This window comes from Neptunomonas sp. (genome assembly GCF_016744175.1).
In the GTDB taxonomy this organism is placed as follows: domain Bacteria; phylum Pseudomonadota; class Gammaproteobacteria; order Pseudomonadales; family Balneatricaceae; genus Neptunomonas.
Genome location: NZ_JADGEV010000017.1, coordinates 67,149 through 82,613, shown reverse-complemented (window position 1 = coordinate 82,613; position 15,465 = coordinate 67,149). Strand labels below are relative to the sequence as shown.

General features: G+C 43.0%; 12 protein-coding genes and 1 tRNA gene. 6 read left to right on the top strand and 7 right to left on the bottom strand.

Going from position 1 to position 15,465, the window contains the following annotated elements:
• Positions 1-646: 646 nt before the first annotated feature.
• The 3 genes from QZZ55_RS10070 to QZZ55_RS10060 all read right to left on the bottom strand — a co-directional run bounded on the left by QZZ55_RS10070 (position 647) and on the right by QZZ55_RS10060 (position 2,798).
• Positions 647-723, bottom strand: a tRNA-Val gene (locus QZZ55_RS10070).
• A gap of 68 nt (positions 724-791) precedes the next feature.
• Complete coding sequence (locus tag QZZ55_RS10065; RefSeq protein ID WP_293267192.1) at positions 792-1,433, bottom strand: response regulator transcription factor; 642 nt, start codon at positions 1,431-1,433, stop codon at positions 792-794.
• An 18-nt stretch (positions 1,434-1,451) separates the two neighbouring features.
• The gene (locus QZZ55_RS10060) at positions 1,452-2,798 is read right to left on the bottom strand and encodes a cache domain-containing protein (RefSeq protein ID WP_293267191.1); all 1,347 of its coding nucleotides are present in this window, start codon (positions 2,796-2,798) and stop codon (positions 1,452-1,454) included.
• 291 nt (positions 2,799-3,089) lie between these two features.
• On the opposite strand from QZZ55_RS10060, the gene QZZ55_RS10055 reads away from it, so the two are divergent.
• Positions 3,090-3,536, top strand: coding sequence for a hypothetical protein (locus QZZ55_RS10055; protein ID WP_293267190.1), 447 nt, complete (start codon positions 3,090-3,092; stop codon positions 3,534-3,536).
• 34 nt (positions 3,537-3,570) lie between these two features.
• Here QZZ55_RS10055 and uvrB read toward each other — a convergent pair whose 3' ends face one another.
• Positions 3,571-5,586, bottom strand: coding sequence for an excinuclease ABC subunit UvrB (gene uvrB / locus QZZ55_RS10050; RefSeq protein WP_293267189.1), 2,016 nt, complete (start codon positions 5,584-5,586; stop codon positions 3,571-3,573).
• Positions 5,587-5,852: 266 nt separating this feature from the next.
• Here uvrB and QZZ55_RS10045 point away from each other — a divergent pair, with 266 nt between their 5' ends.
• From QZZ55_RS10045 to QZZ55_RS10025, 5 genes are all read left to right on the top strand, one after another.
• The gene (locus QZZ55_RS10045) at positions 5,853-7,040 is read left to right on the top strand and encodes a pyridoxal phosphate-dependent aminotransferase (RefSeq protein WP_293267188.1); all 1,188 of its coding nucleotides are present in this window, start codon (positions 5,853-5,855) and stop codon (positions 7,038-7,040) included.
• A 175-nt stretch (positions 7,041-7,215) separates the two neighbouring features.
• The gene (locus QZZ55_RS10040) at positions 7,216-7,824 is read left to right on the top strand and encodes a TetR/AcrR family transcriptional regulator (RefSeq protein ID WP_293267187.1); all 609 of its coding nucleotides are present in this window, start codon (positions 7,216-7,218) and stop codon (positions 7,822-7,824) included.
• Between the two features lie 4 nt (positions 7,825-7,828).
• Positions 7,829-8,890, top strand: a complete 1,062-nt coding sequence (locus QZZ55_RS10035; RefSeq protein WP_293267186.1) for an efflux RND transporter periplasmic adaptor subunit — start codon at positions 7,829-7,831, stop codon at positions 8,888-8,890.
• Positions 8,891-8,896: 6 nt separating this feature from the next.
• A complete protein-coding gene (locus tag QZZ55_RS10030; RefSeq protein ID WP_293267185.1) occupies positions 8,897-11,959 on the top strand; it encodes an efflux RND transporter permease subunit in 3,063 nt (1,020 codons plus the stop codon).
• Between the two features lie 11 nt (positions 11,960-11,970).
• Positions 11,971-13,269 carry a TolC family outer membrane protein gene (locus QZZ55_RS10025; protein ID WP_293267184.1) on the top strand — a complete coding sequence of 433 codons (1,299 nt, stop codon included), beginning with the start codon at positions 11,971-11,973 and terminating at the stop codon, positions 13,267-13,269.
• 60 nt (positions 13,270-13,329) lie between these two features.
• On the opposite strand, the gene QZZ55_RS10020 is transcribed toward QZZ55_RS10025, so the two are convergent.
• From QZZ55_RS10020 to dcd, 3 genes are all read right to left on the bottom strand, one after another.
• Complete coding sequence (locus QZZ55_RS10020; protein WP_293267183.1) at positions 13,330-14,130, bottom strand: hypothetical protein; 801 nt, start codon at positions 14,128-14,130, stop codon at positions 13,330-13,332.
• Positions 14,131-14,241: 111 nt separating this feature from the next.
• Positions 14,242-14,886, bottom strand: a complete 645-nt coding sequence (locus tag QZZ55_RS10015) for a hypothetical protein (RefSeq protein ID WP_366512306.1) — start codon at positions 14,884-14,886, stop codon at positions 14,242-14,244.
• On the bottom strand, positions 14,886-15,452 hold the full coding sequence (gene dcd, locus QZZ55_RS10010; RefSeq protein WP_293267182.1) for a dCTP deaminase: 567 nt from the start codon (positions 15,450-15,452) through the stop codon (positions 14,886-14,888). Before dcd ends, QZZ55_RS10015 begins: the two co-directional genes overlap by 1 nt.
• Positions 15,453-15,465 lie beyond the last annotated feature (13 nt).

Here is a 15,465-nt window from a genome sequence, read left to right as displayed (position 1 = left end):
ACTTCAGTTCCAGCGTATAGGAAATTTGGCTTTAAGTGTAAGGGCGATATAGGCGAGTCAGCAGGTTTGGTGTACCAACCCATGGAAATCGTACTTAATAAATCAATCCAGCCGACCGCTTACGCACCGGCTGATTGAGGCGTTAATATCTGCTGAGGGTCAGCACCTGCCAGAGTCTTTCGATCAATAGGTATGTAGATAGCGAAGAAGCGCTCTTAGTCTTGGGATTCAACGGTAATGACGCTATCCATTTTAAGACGGACAAACTTATAAAGTTTTTATGCGGGAATCTTTAAGGTTACGTGGATACATAGCAGTGCTGCCATCTTCGTAGTATTACTATAAAAACAGTGCTTACACAGACTTATGGCGTAATTTATGTAGTACGAACTACAACAACACCTACAAACCAGCTTCTGTCTACGGTGTTTCCCCACAGCGCATTTGATGGCTGACAGACTCAAATAAGTATACGTTTAAAGTTCTATTTTAATTGAAGGTCATTATAGAGGTCATTTCTCTACAACTTCTTCTCGATTATTTTTTGTGGCGATCTATGGATAGTCTATATTTGATCTAGATTAACGCACAAAAAAGCCGAATCATAAGATTCGGCTTCTGAGCTACTGAATTAACAGTATAAATTTGGTAGGACTACCCAGATTCGAACTGGGGACCTCTACCATGTCAAGGTAGCGCTCTAACCAACTGAGCTATAGTCCTAAAGTGTGCTGCGTATTATAGTGATGCGGCAGAGGGACGCAAGTGCTTCTTTTACTTTTTATCTTTTTTTAAACGATGTTATTTTCAATAGCGTATTTAGCCAAGCCTGCAGCCGTTTGGATGTTTAGTTTCTGCTTTATATTTTGGCGATGTGTTTCCACGGTACGTACCGAGATATCTAGCTTACGCGCAAGATCCTTATTGCTTCCCCCTTCTGCCAGTAGTTTGAGTACTGTTTCTTCTCGCTTGGTTAAATTTGGGCGGGAGTCATCAGTTGATGCGTGGCGACGTCCTGAGTCAAACTGTTTAACCAGTGCTTCTGATGCTCGGGAGCTAAAATAGGTGCCACCTTGGTGTACTACTTCAATAGCTTTGACTAGCTCTTCAGAGGACACATCTTTTAATACATAGCCAGCTGCACCTGATTGAATCAATTGCAGGATATACTCACGGTTTTCATGCATCGATAGTATCAGCACTCTAAAATCCGGAAAACGGATTTTAAGCTCTTTGGTCGCTTCTAAACCATTCATCACTGGCATAGAAACATCCATTAAAACCACATCTGGCGTTAACGCTTCTGCTAGTTCTAATGCTTCAAGGCCGTTATTTGCTTGGCCCACTACTTCTATGCCCTCTTGGCTGGATAAACAGGCGTTTATACCATCCAGTACTAATGGGTGATCATCTACCAGTAAAACCCGTATCATCCTATTCCCCATACATCTTTACACTAAAGGTAGCTTTACCCGAAGTTGAGTACCTTTCCCTACTTCAGAGGTTAGTACAAATTCACCACTTAACAATTCTATTCGGTCGTGCATGTTGCGTAAGCCAATACCTTCTTTGAGAACAGTCCCCTTAACATCAAACCCATCCCCGTTATCTTTTAATGAAACCCACACATGCTTTCCTTGCACCCATGTTTTCAAACGAACTTCATCGGCACCTGAATGCTTATCTATATTACACAGTGCTTCCTGAATAACTCTGTACAAGGTGATTTCAATATCATCGGGTAAACGAGGTTGTGGAAAATCAAGGTCCGTTTCCACCATGATCCCTGTTCGAGATTCATATTCATCAAGCAAGCTTTTAAGTGCAGATGTCAAACCCATATCATCCAGTAAGCTGGGGCGTAAATCATGGGAGATCAAACGGACCTCTTGTATTGCTTGGTTAAGCACATCCATACCTTTTGATAGGTCTTGAATAGCGCTTTCATCACCCTTTTTAATTTTATTGATACCAAGTTCGACACGAAATTTGACAGACACCATCAACTGGTTAATACCATCGTGTAATTCTCTCGCAAAACGCCGGCGTTGGCTCACCTGAAACTGTACCGATTTATGAGCAAGGTAGCGTAATCGCGCATCCGCCAAACGGCTTTCATGGACATTAATGGCAATACCAATGAGCACAATAATGATGGCACTTGCCGCTGTAATCACAAGCACCGTAAAGAATGTATTGCGGATGTTTAGTGTTACTTCTTGACGAGCTCTAGCTACCTCTTTTGCTATATCATCAACATACAAGCCCGTTCCAATCATCCAGCCCCATTCTGGTATAAGAACCACATAACTCAGTTTATCTTCATTACCGCCTTTTGAGGGCTTACGCCAAACGTACCGATGGAATCCACCTCCCTCCTTAGCGACTGCAAATAAATCTCGAAATACAAAAGTGTCGTTATCATCTTGAAGGTCAAACAAGTTTTGTCCAACAAGCTCTGGCTGCGCCGGGTGTACTAAATTTACGCCATCGGCATCGTAAACAAAAAAGTAGCCATCCTCACCATACGTTAGCCCATCAAGAATTCGCTTCACTTCTGCTTGTGCTTCAAACTCATGTAACCAAGGCGTATCCATCGCTTGTTTTATTGAGGTTAATGCAAGCCCAACATAATTTTTTAGTTCACTGCGCTTGGAGGCAAGAAGATTTTGTTCGAATGTTTTTATTTCAAGCTCAGAGAGTGCTTGCGATTGCTTAACACTCATGAAAGTAATAATACCTGTTACCAGCAACAAGGGTAGCAAGGCTAGAATTAAAATCTTTAGTTTAAGTGGCATGATGAACGCTTTGTGTTTAAAACTCTGCGCATCCTGCCTTACCTTATGATCTGGTTCCACTTTTATATCCAGTGTTACGTAGTAATCAGGAGGTAACTACGTAGTTACCGCAATATTTAAAACTATAGTGCACTGTATTTTAGACTATAGTGCTCTGCTCATCATCCGTTAAGCTGGTGTATTATATTTTATATTAAAGAAGTATCGTATATAGCCGATTTAACATGGTGAGCGTTGTTTTAAACGCCAAACGTCTTTTAGCCCACATCTAAGTGCATATAGGTGCATAGTATGGCTTCTGATTTAACGTACGGTTACATTCGTCATCCTAATGACATTCCTACCCAGATCTCACTCTGCTCAGATGATATTCTTTCTTCTAATACAGCAAGCCACTCCGGGAAAATAGGCATTAGCCTTTCTACCGACAGATTTCACGCCATCGGCACCGCGTTAGAAGTTGAAATAGCAATTAATGATCCTACCTTCAAAGCATCTGGCCATGTTTCATGGTGTATTCCTGAAAAAGATGGCAGTTTTCGAACGGGGTTAGTATTTGATGACCCTGCAACAGCTTACGCCGTAAGAATGATTGAGCAGATATGTCATATCGAAGAATATAGAAAAGAGATGGAGAGTATTGAAGGAAAACCCATGAGTAGCGAAGATGCTGCTCACGAATGGATCACACGATTTGCAAAAGACTTTCCTTCGTTAAACTCGGCTCTCCATTCATAAGCATTGCCACTGCACTTTACTACTAAGATATGTATTAAATGGCGGCGTGTTTGAGCTGTTCAAGCTGATCTCTGAAATGCGCAGCTAACTCAAACTCAAGATTTTTAGATGCTTCATACATTTTATCTTCTAGCTGATTCATCGCTTTAACCAACTGCTTGGATGTCATGGTACTTGGGTCAAAGTCAAAATCACCTGCTTTATCAGCAACTTTCTTCGCCGTACGTGCGGCTTTACGCCCTGGGATTGTAGAAGCGCCTTCCATGATGTCCGCAACAGACTTGGTAATCCCTTTTGGCGTAATCCCATGTAGTTTATTGTGCGCTACTTGTTTCTCGCGTCGTCGATCCGTTTCTGCAATAGCACGTTCCATAGAACCGGTAACACGATCAGCATAGAGAATGGCGCGCCCATTAATGTGACGTGCAGCACGCCCTATGGTCTGAATAAGGGCCGTATCAGAGCGCAAGAAGCCTTCTTTGTCAGCATCCAAGATAGTTACTAAACCAACCTCAGGCATATCAATACCTTCTCTTAACAGGTTGATACCCACCAGCACATCAAATTCACCAATGCGTAAATCACGAATAATTTCTACTCGTTCAACGGTATCAATATCTGAATGCACATAACGAACTCGAACGTTATGTTCTGCCAAATATTCTGTTAAATCTTCTGCCATTCGCTTGGTTAAGACCGTCACAATAACTCTGCAGTTATCAACGACAACCTTGTTAATTTCTTCTAACAGGTCATCCACCTGAGTAGAGGCTGGGCGTATCTCAACAACGGGATCGGTTAAGCCCGTAGGACGCACAACTTGCTCTACAATTTGTCCTGCATTTGCTGCTTCATAACGGCTTGGTGTAGCAGATACAAAGATCATTTGAGGCGCAAGACTTTCCCACTCTTCAAAGCGTAGAGGGCGATTATCTAATGCAGATGGCAAACGAAAACCATACTCTACCAGTGTTTCTTTACGGGAACGGTCACCTTTATACATAGCGCCTAGCTGCGGAATTGTTACATGAGATTCATCTATCACAACTAATGCATTATCAGGGAGGTAATCAAATAATGTCGGTGGCGCTCCACCAGGCTCCCGGCCCGACAAATACCGTGAGTAGTTTTCAATACCGGAGCAGTAGCCAAGCTCCATAATCATTTCCATGTCATACATGGTGCGCTGCTCTAGGCGCTGCAACTCAACCAACTTATCAATTTCTTTTAAAAACGTGAGGCGCTCATGCAGCTCAACTTTTATTTTTTCGACGGCTCCTACCAAGATTTCACGGGGAGTTACGTAATGAGATTTAGGATAAACGGTTGCACGCGGAACCTTACGTAAGACCTCTCCTGTTAAGGGGTCAAAGTAACTCAGGTTTTCTATTTCATCATCAAACAATTCAATGCGTAATGCATCACGCTCAGATTCTGCAGGAAAAACATCTATAACATCACCACGCACACGGTAAGTCCCACGGTGTAGCTCAACGTCATTACGCTTGTATTGCAACTCGGCCAGACGGCGAAGGATTTTGCGTTGATCAGCCACATCTCCACGATCCAAATGCAGCATCATAGATAAGTATGATTCAGGATCACCCAAACCATAAATTGAAGATACCGTTGCTACAATAATAACATCACTGCGCTCTAACAGAGCTTTAGTGGCTGACAAACGCATTTGCTCAATGTGTTCGTTAATCGAGGCATCTTTGTCAATAAAGGTATCAGAAGAGGGAACATAAGCCTCTGGCTGGTAATAGTCATAGTAAGAAACAAAGTACTCGACAGCATTATCAGGAAAAAACTCTTTAAACTCACCATATAGCTGAGCAGCTAATGTTTTGTTATGAGCCAAAACAATCGTCGGCCTTTGCACTTCAGCAATAACATTTGCGATGGTAAATGTCTTACCCGAGCCCGTCACGCCTAGCAATGTTTGTGCAGCTAATCCGTCGTTAATTCCTTGTATCAGCCCTTTAATAGCTTCAGGCTGATCGCCTGCTGGTTCAAAAGGTGAGCTAACTTTGAAGCGTTCTTTCATAATGCCCTGCTATCTAATGGATCGCGTCTGCCAAAGAATCGAACGCGCTAGTATACGCCCTCACAACCTTAACGTCTTGGTAATTACTTTCTACAAAATAACCTTTCGTATAATTCTTCCATTAGCGATCCATTGAATAACAAAAGTCTATCCTGTAACTTGCGACTAAAACTTAATGTTTTTTATGTCTCCTACTCATTGAATCCTGTATAATTTTTTAGCTTTATTTAGCGACTTTCCTTAATTTTTTCATAGAGGACTATGAATTGGACGTCCAACTTTCAGATCGCGTTAACAGCATCAAACCATCTCCTACTCTCGCTGTAACCAATCGTGCGGCTGAGCTTCGCGCTGCTGGCAAAGATATTATTGGTCTCGGCGCTGGCGAACCGGATTTCGACACCCCAGAGCACATTAAAGATGCCGCTATTGAAGCGCTGCATAATGGCTTTACTAAGTACACGGCTGTTGATGGCACTCCGAGTCTGAAAAACGCGATTATTAACAAATTCAAAAACGATAATGGTTTGGACTATGAAGCAAATCAGATTCTCGTTTCTTGTGGAGGCAAACAAAGCTTCTTCAACTTATCTTTAGCACTACTTAATGACGGTGACGAAGTTATCATTCCAGCACCTTATTGGGTGTCGTACCCTGATATGGTACTGGTTGCTAATGGAAAACCTGTTGTCATCACAACAACCCAGGCTCAACGCTTTAAGATTACTCCCGCTCAATTAGAAGAGGCCATTACTCACCGTACACGCCTGGTGGTATTAAACAGCCCCTCTAATCCAACGGGCGTTGCCTATACATTAGACGAGCTAAAAGCGCTCGGCGATGTATTGGAAAGGTTCCCTAATATACTCATCGCTACTGATGATATGTATGAGCACATCCGTTTTAACGATTTGCCTTTTTGTAATATTTTGAACGCTTCTCCAAACCTATATGACCGCACCATCGTATTAAACGGTGTGTCCAAAGCCTACTCTATGACAGGTTGGCGTATTGGTTATGCCGCTGGCCCTGCCAAGTTAATAGGTGCGATGAAAAAGGTACAATCTCAAAGCACATCTAATCCGTCATCTATTTCTCAGGTTGCATCCCAAGCAGCACTTGAAGGTGGCAACGCATGTGTTGAAAAGATGGTAGTTGCATTCAAAGAGCGTCATGAATATGTCATCTCGGCACTAAACGAGATAGAAGGTGTTGAGTGCATCCCTGCTGACGGTACCTTCTATGCATTTCCAAGCTTCCATAGCATTATTGATAACGATGAGCGTTTCAATAATGATATAGAACTAGCTGAGTTCTTATTAAATGATGCAGGTGTAGCCTTGGTTCCTGGTTCTGCCTTTGGCGCACCGGGTAACATGCGTCTTTCTTTTGCTACTAGCATGAGTATTTTAGAAGACGCTATTGGGCGCATCAAAAAGGCTCTGCAAAGCTAACGCTCTCACTGTATTGCTTATTACGATAACGCCGGATTTCTCCGGCGTTTTTAATTCTGCCAAATTCAACAGTCTGTTGCCAAAAAGACAACAATACTTCCCCCCTTTCTACTTGAGTCTCATTCTTATCAGCGTACAATACCATTCAAATTTAGAACGACCGGTCTAGTTAAATATGATTCAAGGTAGACGCCCAGAACATAACCGCCAACAAGTCTTAGAAAAAGGCATGCAGCTTTTTAATCAACAGGGTTATCACGGAACAGGGCTAACTGCCATTCTCAAAGCCTGCCAAGTATCAAAAGGTTCTTTCTATAACTTTTTTGGCAGCAAAGAAGAATTTGCAGTTGAGATTATCGATCATTACCACTCAATAGAGTGTGAACGCTGGGAGATAGAACTTTCCAAACTTGATTGCCCTCAATTTGAAAAAATGCGTGTAATGCTCGAAAGAGAAGTTCAAGAGTTTGAATCTGAAGAAGAGCACTTTGGTTGCCTAATTGCCAACCTGTCGGGTGAGCTAGGTAATGCCTCACATGCATTTAAAGAAGCCATTCGCCGCTCGACAGCTGATGTATTAGAAGCGATTGAAAAAGATTTTTCACAGTGCCAAACCGATGGGGCTATTCGTAATGATCTCAGTGCTCAGCAGTTGGCACATATTTTTTGGGATAGCTGGCAAGGAGCCTTGTTACGCATGAAAGTAGAAAGCTCTACAAAACCACTACGCGAGCTTATCGACCTCTATTGGAATCACCTTTTACCGCCACAAAATGGAAAGTAAACATATGTTTAATCATAAAAAACAGTGGCTTATCACCACATTCATACTGATTTCAACAGTACCTATGTTAGCAAATTCGGCGGATAAACCGGGTGGATTACCCGCGGAGGTTGTAAAAATAGTTCCCGAAACAATACGCCATGAACTCAAGGCAGTTGGAACATTAGAAGCCTGGGAAAGCGTAGTTATTCGCCCCGAGCAAAGCGGCCTTATCACTAAAATAATGTTCAAAGAAAGTCATCAGATAAAGCTTGGTGAGACTTTATTTCAGCTCAATGCAGATTCATACCGTGCCGAAGTGGCCCAAGCTAAAGCCCGCGTTAGCCTTAGCCTTAATGAATATAAACGTGCAGAAAAACTTCTTAAGAAACGTGTTGGATCAGTCACCGATAAAGACACAACCTTCGCCCAATTACGTGTCGACGAAGCTCAACTAGAAGTGGCGAGAACCCTGCTTAAAAAAATGACTATCAAAGCGCCATTTGATGGCGTGATCGGGCTGCGAAATGTAAGTTCTGGAGACTACGTAACAACTGGGCAAGATTTAGTAGAACTGGCTGATCTTAGCAAAATGAAGGTTGAGTTTAGCCTTCCAGAAACTACTCTTAGCCAGATCAAAACTGGGCAATCTGTCTCTCTCAATGTAGCAGCGTATCCACAAGCAACGTTTAACGGCGAGGTTTACGCTATTTCACCGGTCGCAGATGCTCGCAGCCATAGCATAAGAATCAAAGCCATCGTTGACAATCAATCTGGACAATTGCGTCCAGGGTTGTTCAGCAAAATTAACGTCTTAATAGGCGCTAATGACAACGCCTTATTGGTTCCTGAAGAAGCGATCATCCCAAACAATGGTGCTTTTCTAGTCATGCGTATGGACAAAAATAACAGTGTAGCTATGGTTCCTGTAACACTGGGATTACGCCAAGGCGACCAAGTACAAATACTAAACGGATTGAATGCTCAAGATGTCATTGTCACTGCCGGACACTTAAAACTACGCCCGGGCATGCCAATTACACCAATTTTCCCACAACCCCTGAATACACCTAAGCAAGAAGGCTAAGCACTCATGGTTTTATCAGATATCAGTATAAAACGCCCAGTGCTCGCAACCGTTATGAGCCTGATGTTGCTTTTAGTCGGCATCATCTCTTATGACAGGCTCACCGTACGTGAGTACCCCAAAATTGATGTGCCGGTAATCACCGTAGAAACCAACTATTCCGGTGCCAGCGCATCCATTATTGAAACACAAGTCACACAAATTATAGAAGACTCTCTATCAGGCATTGAGGGAATCGACTTCATGACATCGATTAGCCGTTCACAAAAAAGCCAGATCACTATTAACTTTAAACTTGACCGTGATCCGGATGCCGCAGCAAGTGACGTTCGCGACCGAGTTGGCCGAGTTCGTGGTGATTTACCGGATGATATAGACGAACCTATTGTCGCCAAATCTGAAGCAGATGCGCAGCCTATTATCTGGCTTGCTTTCTCATCTGACCGTCATACACCAATGGAAGTCTCTTCTTTTGCTGACAAACGCGTTAAAGACCCTTTGCAAACAGTGCCAGGGGTTGCCAGCATCCAAATTGCTGGTGAGCGCCGTTACTCTATGCGTATTTGGCTTGATCCCGATCGACTAACATCCTATAGCATGACACCCGTTGATGTTGAGTCTGCACTACGCGCACAAAACATTGAAGTGCCTGCAGGTAGAGTTGAAAGTGCTGAACGAGAATTTAGTGTCCTGACTAACAGCGATCTCAATACAATCGAGCAGTTTGAGCAGGTTATTGTTAGAAACGATGCTAACTACCCTATTCGCATAAAAGACGTAGCGCAGGTAGAGATTGCGCCTGAATCAGAACGAATTATTGGCCGCTATAAAGGTAAAAATGCCGTAGCCATGGGTATCGTAAAGCAGTCTACGGCAAACCCCCTGGATGTATCAAACGGCGTCAAAGTTGAAATGGAGCGCATCAAACAGATCCTACCTGAAGGTATGGAAGTGAATGTTGCTTATGATTCTTCAATTTTTATCCAAGCATCAATTGACTCAGTTTTTACAACACTCATTGAAGCAGGCATTTTAGTTGTCATTGTTATCTTTTTCTTTTTAAGAAACATGAGAGCTACGTTAATCCCCGTGGTGACTATTCCACTCTCATTAGTCGGTGCATTTGCTGTTATGTATGTGTTGGATTATTCAATCAACACACTCACTCTTCTTGCCATGGTGTTAGCCATTGGGCTGGTGGTGGATGATGCCATTGTTATGCTGGAGAACATCTTTCGCCATGTAGAAAACGGAATGTCCCCCGTTAAAGCTGCATTTGTTGGCAGCAGAGAAGTGGGATTTGCAGTTATTGCAACAACATTAACATTAGTCGCTGTATATGTGCCTGTGGCATTAACCCCCGGAAGAACGGGTAAGCTATTTACTGAGTTCGCTCTCACTTTGGCAGGAGCCGTTCTGATATCAGGGTTTATTGCCTTAACACTCTCTCCCATGATGGGCTCTAAAATGCTCAAGCATGAGAAGAAGCATTCGTTCATATTTAATATTGTTGAACGCTTTCTCAATGGTATTACTAACGGTTATCAAGCCCTTTTGAGCAAGCTTTTACGCAATGGCTTCTTAGCTGTGTTAATCATGGTAGCCAGCACTTCTGGTGCTTGGTATTACTACGACTTGTTACCAAAGGAGCTCGCTCCGGTAGAAGATCGGGGCACTATTATGTCCTTTTCTATCAACCCAGATGGCTCATCTGTCGATTATGTCAATAGATACTCTAAAGCTGTCGAAGGCATCATATCGACGGTTCCAGAGCACAATCGCTATTTTACCGTTGTCGGCTTTCCTTCAGAAACGAACTCGCTTGCATTTCTCGGCCTGAAACCGTGGGGCGAGCGTGATAGAAAACAACAGGATATTGCAGCAGAGCTCACACCCAAGCTGTATGGCGGCGTTACTGGCAACATGTCATTTGCTATGAATTTACCTTCGCTGGGGCAAAGCATTATCTCTCGTCCTGTTGAGTTTATCATCAAGTCCAATGGGACTTATGACGAGCTAAAGGCAATTACAGACAACTTACTTGCCAAGGTCTATCAAAGCCCTATGTTTGTTCAGCCAGATACAGACCTGAAGCTCAACAAACCCGAGCTGCATATTGATATTGACCGAAATAAAGCATCTGAGATAGGTGTCCCGATTGAACGTATAGGCCGCACACTAGAAAGCTATATCGCTGGGCGTGACGTCACTCGCTTCAAAAAAGACGGCGACCAGTATGATGTTATTGTCCAGGTTGAAAAACAGCAGCGTAATAACCCTGCCGACCTTTCCAACCTTTATGTACGCAGTGATCGAGGCGACATGATTCAAATGTCTAACCTGACCAAAGTGACAGAAACTGTTGCACCTCGTGAATTAAACCACTTTGATAAAGTTAAAGCGGTTAAACTTCAGGCCATGCTTGCGCCCGGCTTTAGCATTGGCGAAGCTCTAGAGTTTCTAGAAGCAACGTTACAAGAGGTTGCTCCAGAGGCGTCAAAAGATTTTGGAGGGCAGTCTCGAGAGTTCAAAGATTCAAGCAACAGCTTACAAATGACGTTCATACTCGCCCTAACGTTTATTTTTCTTGTTATGGCTGCTCAGTTTGAAAGTTTCAAAAACCCGTTCATTATTTTGCTATCTGTCCCTCCGGCTATATTCGGTGCTCTCTTTGCCCTTTATTACACAGGAGGAAGTATGAGCATATATAGCCAGATAGGCCTCATAACTTTGATAGGTTTGATCGCTAAACATGGTATTCTGATCGTTGAATTTGCGAACCAGCTTCAAGAGCAGGGTCACGATGTAAGAGAAGCCATAATGGAAGCGGCCACATTACGTTTACGCCCTATCCTAATGACAACCGGCGCTACTGTTTTAGGGGCATTACCGTTAGCATGGGCCGTTGGCGCAGGCGCTGAATCGCGCCAACAAATTGGCTGGGTTATTGTCGGGGGCATGTTATTTGGTACTTTAATGACACTATTTGTTATACCGACTGTTTACAGCTTCTTAGGTAAACGCAAAGAAAACACAACTGAACAAGCATACGCAGAAACGATACAGTAAGGATTAGCTCAATGAAATTTGTCTCACATGCCATTCGTGCAGCTATAATTGCAAGCATTTGCAGCTCAACCGTTGCAAGCGCAGGTGCTCTAGAAGATATCTATCTAAAAGCCCTAAACAATGACGCACAGCTGAAAGTAGCAGAAGCCACTTTTCGTGCAAATAAAGAAGCCCTCCCTCAAGCCAAGGCGGGATTATTGCCTAATATTAACGCATCAGCTAACACCAGCTATACGGACTCTGATTTAGCCTCTTTTAACAACCATGGCTACACAGTCAGCTTGGTTCAACCCGTGTTTTCTGCCTCTAGATGGTTTACGTATCAGCAAGGAAAAACACTTGATGATCAAGCACAGTTACGTTTCGACCTTGCTCAACAAAGCCTTATCCTCCAAACAGTAGAAACATACCTCAATGTTCTGCGTGCAAAAAGTAATTTGGAAACAGCTGAATCACAAGAACGCGCCATCAAACGCAGATTGGATCAGGTAAATGCACAATTTGAAGTAGGCCTTATTGCCATTACCGATGTGCATGAAGCACAAGCATCCTACGATAACGCCCGTGTAAACTTGATTGAAGCAGAAGGTGCTCTGGACAATAGCTATGAAGCCATTGAGCGCTTAACGGGTGAAAGTATTACGAGAACAGATCTCCTTAGCGAAGAGTACCCTATTCAAGAATTAACACCTTCAAATCCAGAGAAGTGGTTAAATAAAGCCCTCTCAGGCAATATCGGTCTACAGGTAGTGAAAGCAGATATTGAGGTGAGCAGGAGGAATGCACAAATTGCAAAAGCAGGCCACTATCCGACTGTCGATTTGAATGCGACTTACGATCGCGATAAAGGAACCGCCAATAGTAATGATTGGAACTCAGGGCGTGTTGTTGGCTTGACCTTTAGCCTACCGCTATACCAAGGTGGGGCAACCAGCTCACGATCACGTCAGGCTTATGCACAACTAGACGCATCAACTCAAACATTTGACGATACGGCTAGAGGCGTTAAGCAATCTACTCGAAGCCTGCTGCGTAACGTCAAAACAAATGTACAAAGCGTATATGCGCGCCAGCAAAGCATTGTATCCAGCCAAGCGGCCCTTGATGCAACCAGTGAAGGCTTTTCAGTTGGGACACGTAACGTTGTTGATGTATTAGCAGCAGAACAAGCGCTTTACACTGCAAAAAGAGATTATGCTAATGCTAGATTTGATTACGTTTTAAACTTATTCACATTTAAGCAGCAAGTAGGAACACTCAATCCTGAAGACCTTACAGGCTTAGATCACTGGTTAGTTATAGAAGACTAATATTTACCCACAAAAAAGCCCGGATTTCCGGGCTTTTTTATGTAATGAAGGAAGCAATCATTAATGAATTACGGGGTTATCATCGTCACCTTCCGGCAAAATAATATGTCCCGCACCGTCTCGTGCTAAAGCTCCTTTATTCTCTGCCAACCCAAGTAGCTGATCTAGTAAAATATGAGTTAGATGCCCGCTAATAATAATTCCCGCAGGCGGGTCACCTTCAAACAATTCTTCATCAACCATATCATCCGGCCTTAACCCCAAAAGCAGTGGGTTCTCAGCAACTAAAGGAGCAATATCTTCAGGTGCAAAAATAGCATAATTACCTGAAACCTGAAGTGCTAACTGATATGCATCATGCACTTCACTTTCTAGTAGCTCCATAAATTCACTTTCTGCTGCCTGCAACAACAGACTTAATCGGCTCGCACCTTTTTTAGTCAAGTTTTTTGTAGCTGCAACCGACTGGCTATAATCGGCTAATACTGGATACTCACGATGTGGGTTCAGCTCAGCCTCCTCAACTAAAATATGGCCTTCAGCATCGACATCTAACCACTTATTCTCAACAGCTAAAGCAAGCAGGCTTTCTAAAGCAGCCATTACAATATTGCTACTGATAATCGCCCCAACCGCTGGGTTATCTCTTTCTTTAGTGTCAGCAATTAAATCGCTTGCACGCGTTGCCAATAAAGTTGGGTCTTCTTCAACAATTTGCGCTAGCAAGTCTGTTTCCAGATACAGTTTTTCATGACAGAGTATTTCTGCCGTCAAAAAAGGCTGAACACGATGATTAGCATTCATTCGTTGTAGATATTCTTTTCGAACATCCTCAAGAATATCGTTCAGTATCTCACTCATGTAGGTTTCTCAGAATAATAAACGCGCATTTCACCATTGAAGCACAACAGCGCAATAAAGTTTAGCGTGGCTTTCTCTATACCTGTATTTGTAGCGTGGGCTATAGAAACATCAGTGGACAGTAATACCGATCGGCGTAGCTGCATGCTTAAGCTGATCAAATCCTTCTCGAAGACCAGACAACGGCTTAAGATGAAAATCTACTGGCTCAATCGGTAACTCTAACCAGTCTAATGACCACACCCGTGTCATAAGCTCATACTCACCAATTAACGCATCCAAAAAGATCATGACTGCTTCAACTCTGGGGTCAAAATCTAGTACAAAAGACACATCATGCATATAAATTGATAGGTGTAGCTTATTCTCGATGGAATGCAGGGAGTACCAATAGTCAGACAACTCACACACTTCGTCTGCCACATTAATATAGTTCGGAATAGGGTCATAACGATGATTAAACGCCGTAAACCGTATACCACTCAAATCTGGAGCTGCGCCAACTAGACTCAAAACTGAATGAATAGACTCAGGATAACCGTCACAGCCAAATATCATTTCGACAGGCCCATCATCCTCATCTCGTTCAAAATGGAATGTTAGGTTCTCATCGATTTTTTGTAATGTATCACGATAATCCGACAGCAGAGTATCCGCATCAAATTGATTGTCTTGTCGACTACTCAACAATTGGTCAATCGTCAGCTCTAGCTGTTGCCAGAAATCTTGAATTCTTTGATTGTCTTGCTGCATCATTAGGTACGTGGCACTACTACGCCAGTCTGGCCCTGATATTTACCGTTACGATCACGGTAAGATGTTTCACATACTTCATCTGCACCAAGAAATAACATTTGAGCTACGCCTTCATGCGCATAAATTTTTGCAGGAAGTGGAGTAGTGTTAGAAAACTCAAGTGTAACGTGACCTTCCCATTCTGGCTCTAGAGGAGTTACATTCACTATGATGCCACAACGAGCATAAGTGCTCTTACCTAAGCATATAGTTAGTACATCACGAGGGATCTTGAAGTATTCAACCGTACGCGCCAACGCAAAAGAGTTTGGCGGGATAATACAAATATCTGATGTCACATCAACAAAGCTGCCATCATCAAAGTCTTTTGGATCAACAATGGTAGAGTTTATATTTGTGAAGACTTTAAACTCACTCGCACAACGAACATCATAACCATAGCTTGAGGTTCCGTAAGAGACAATAGGTCCATTTTCAGTCGAACGAACTTGGTTAGACTCAAACGGTGAAATCATTCCGTGATCCTGCGCCATACGACGAATCCAGCTATCTGACTTAATGCCCATTACACCTTCCGCA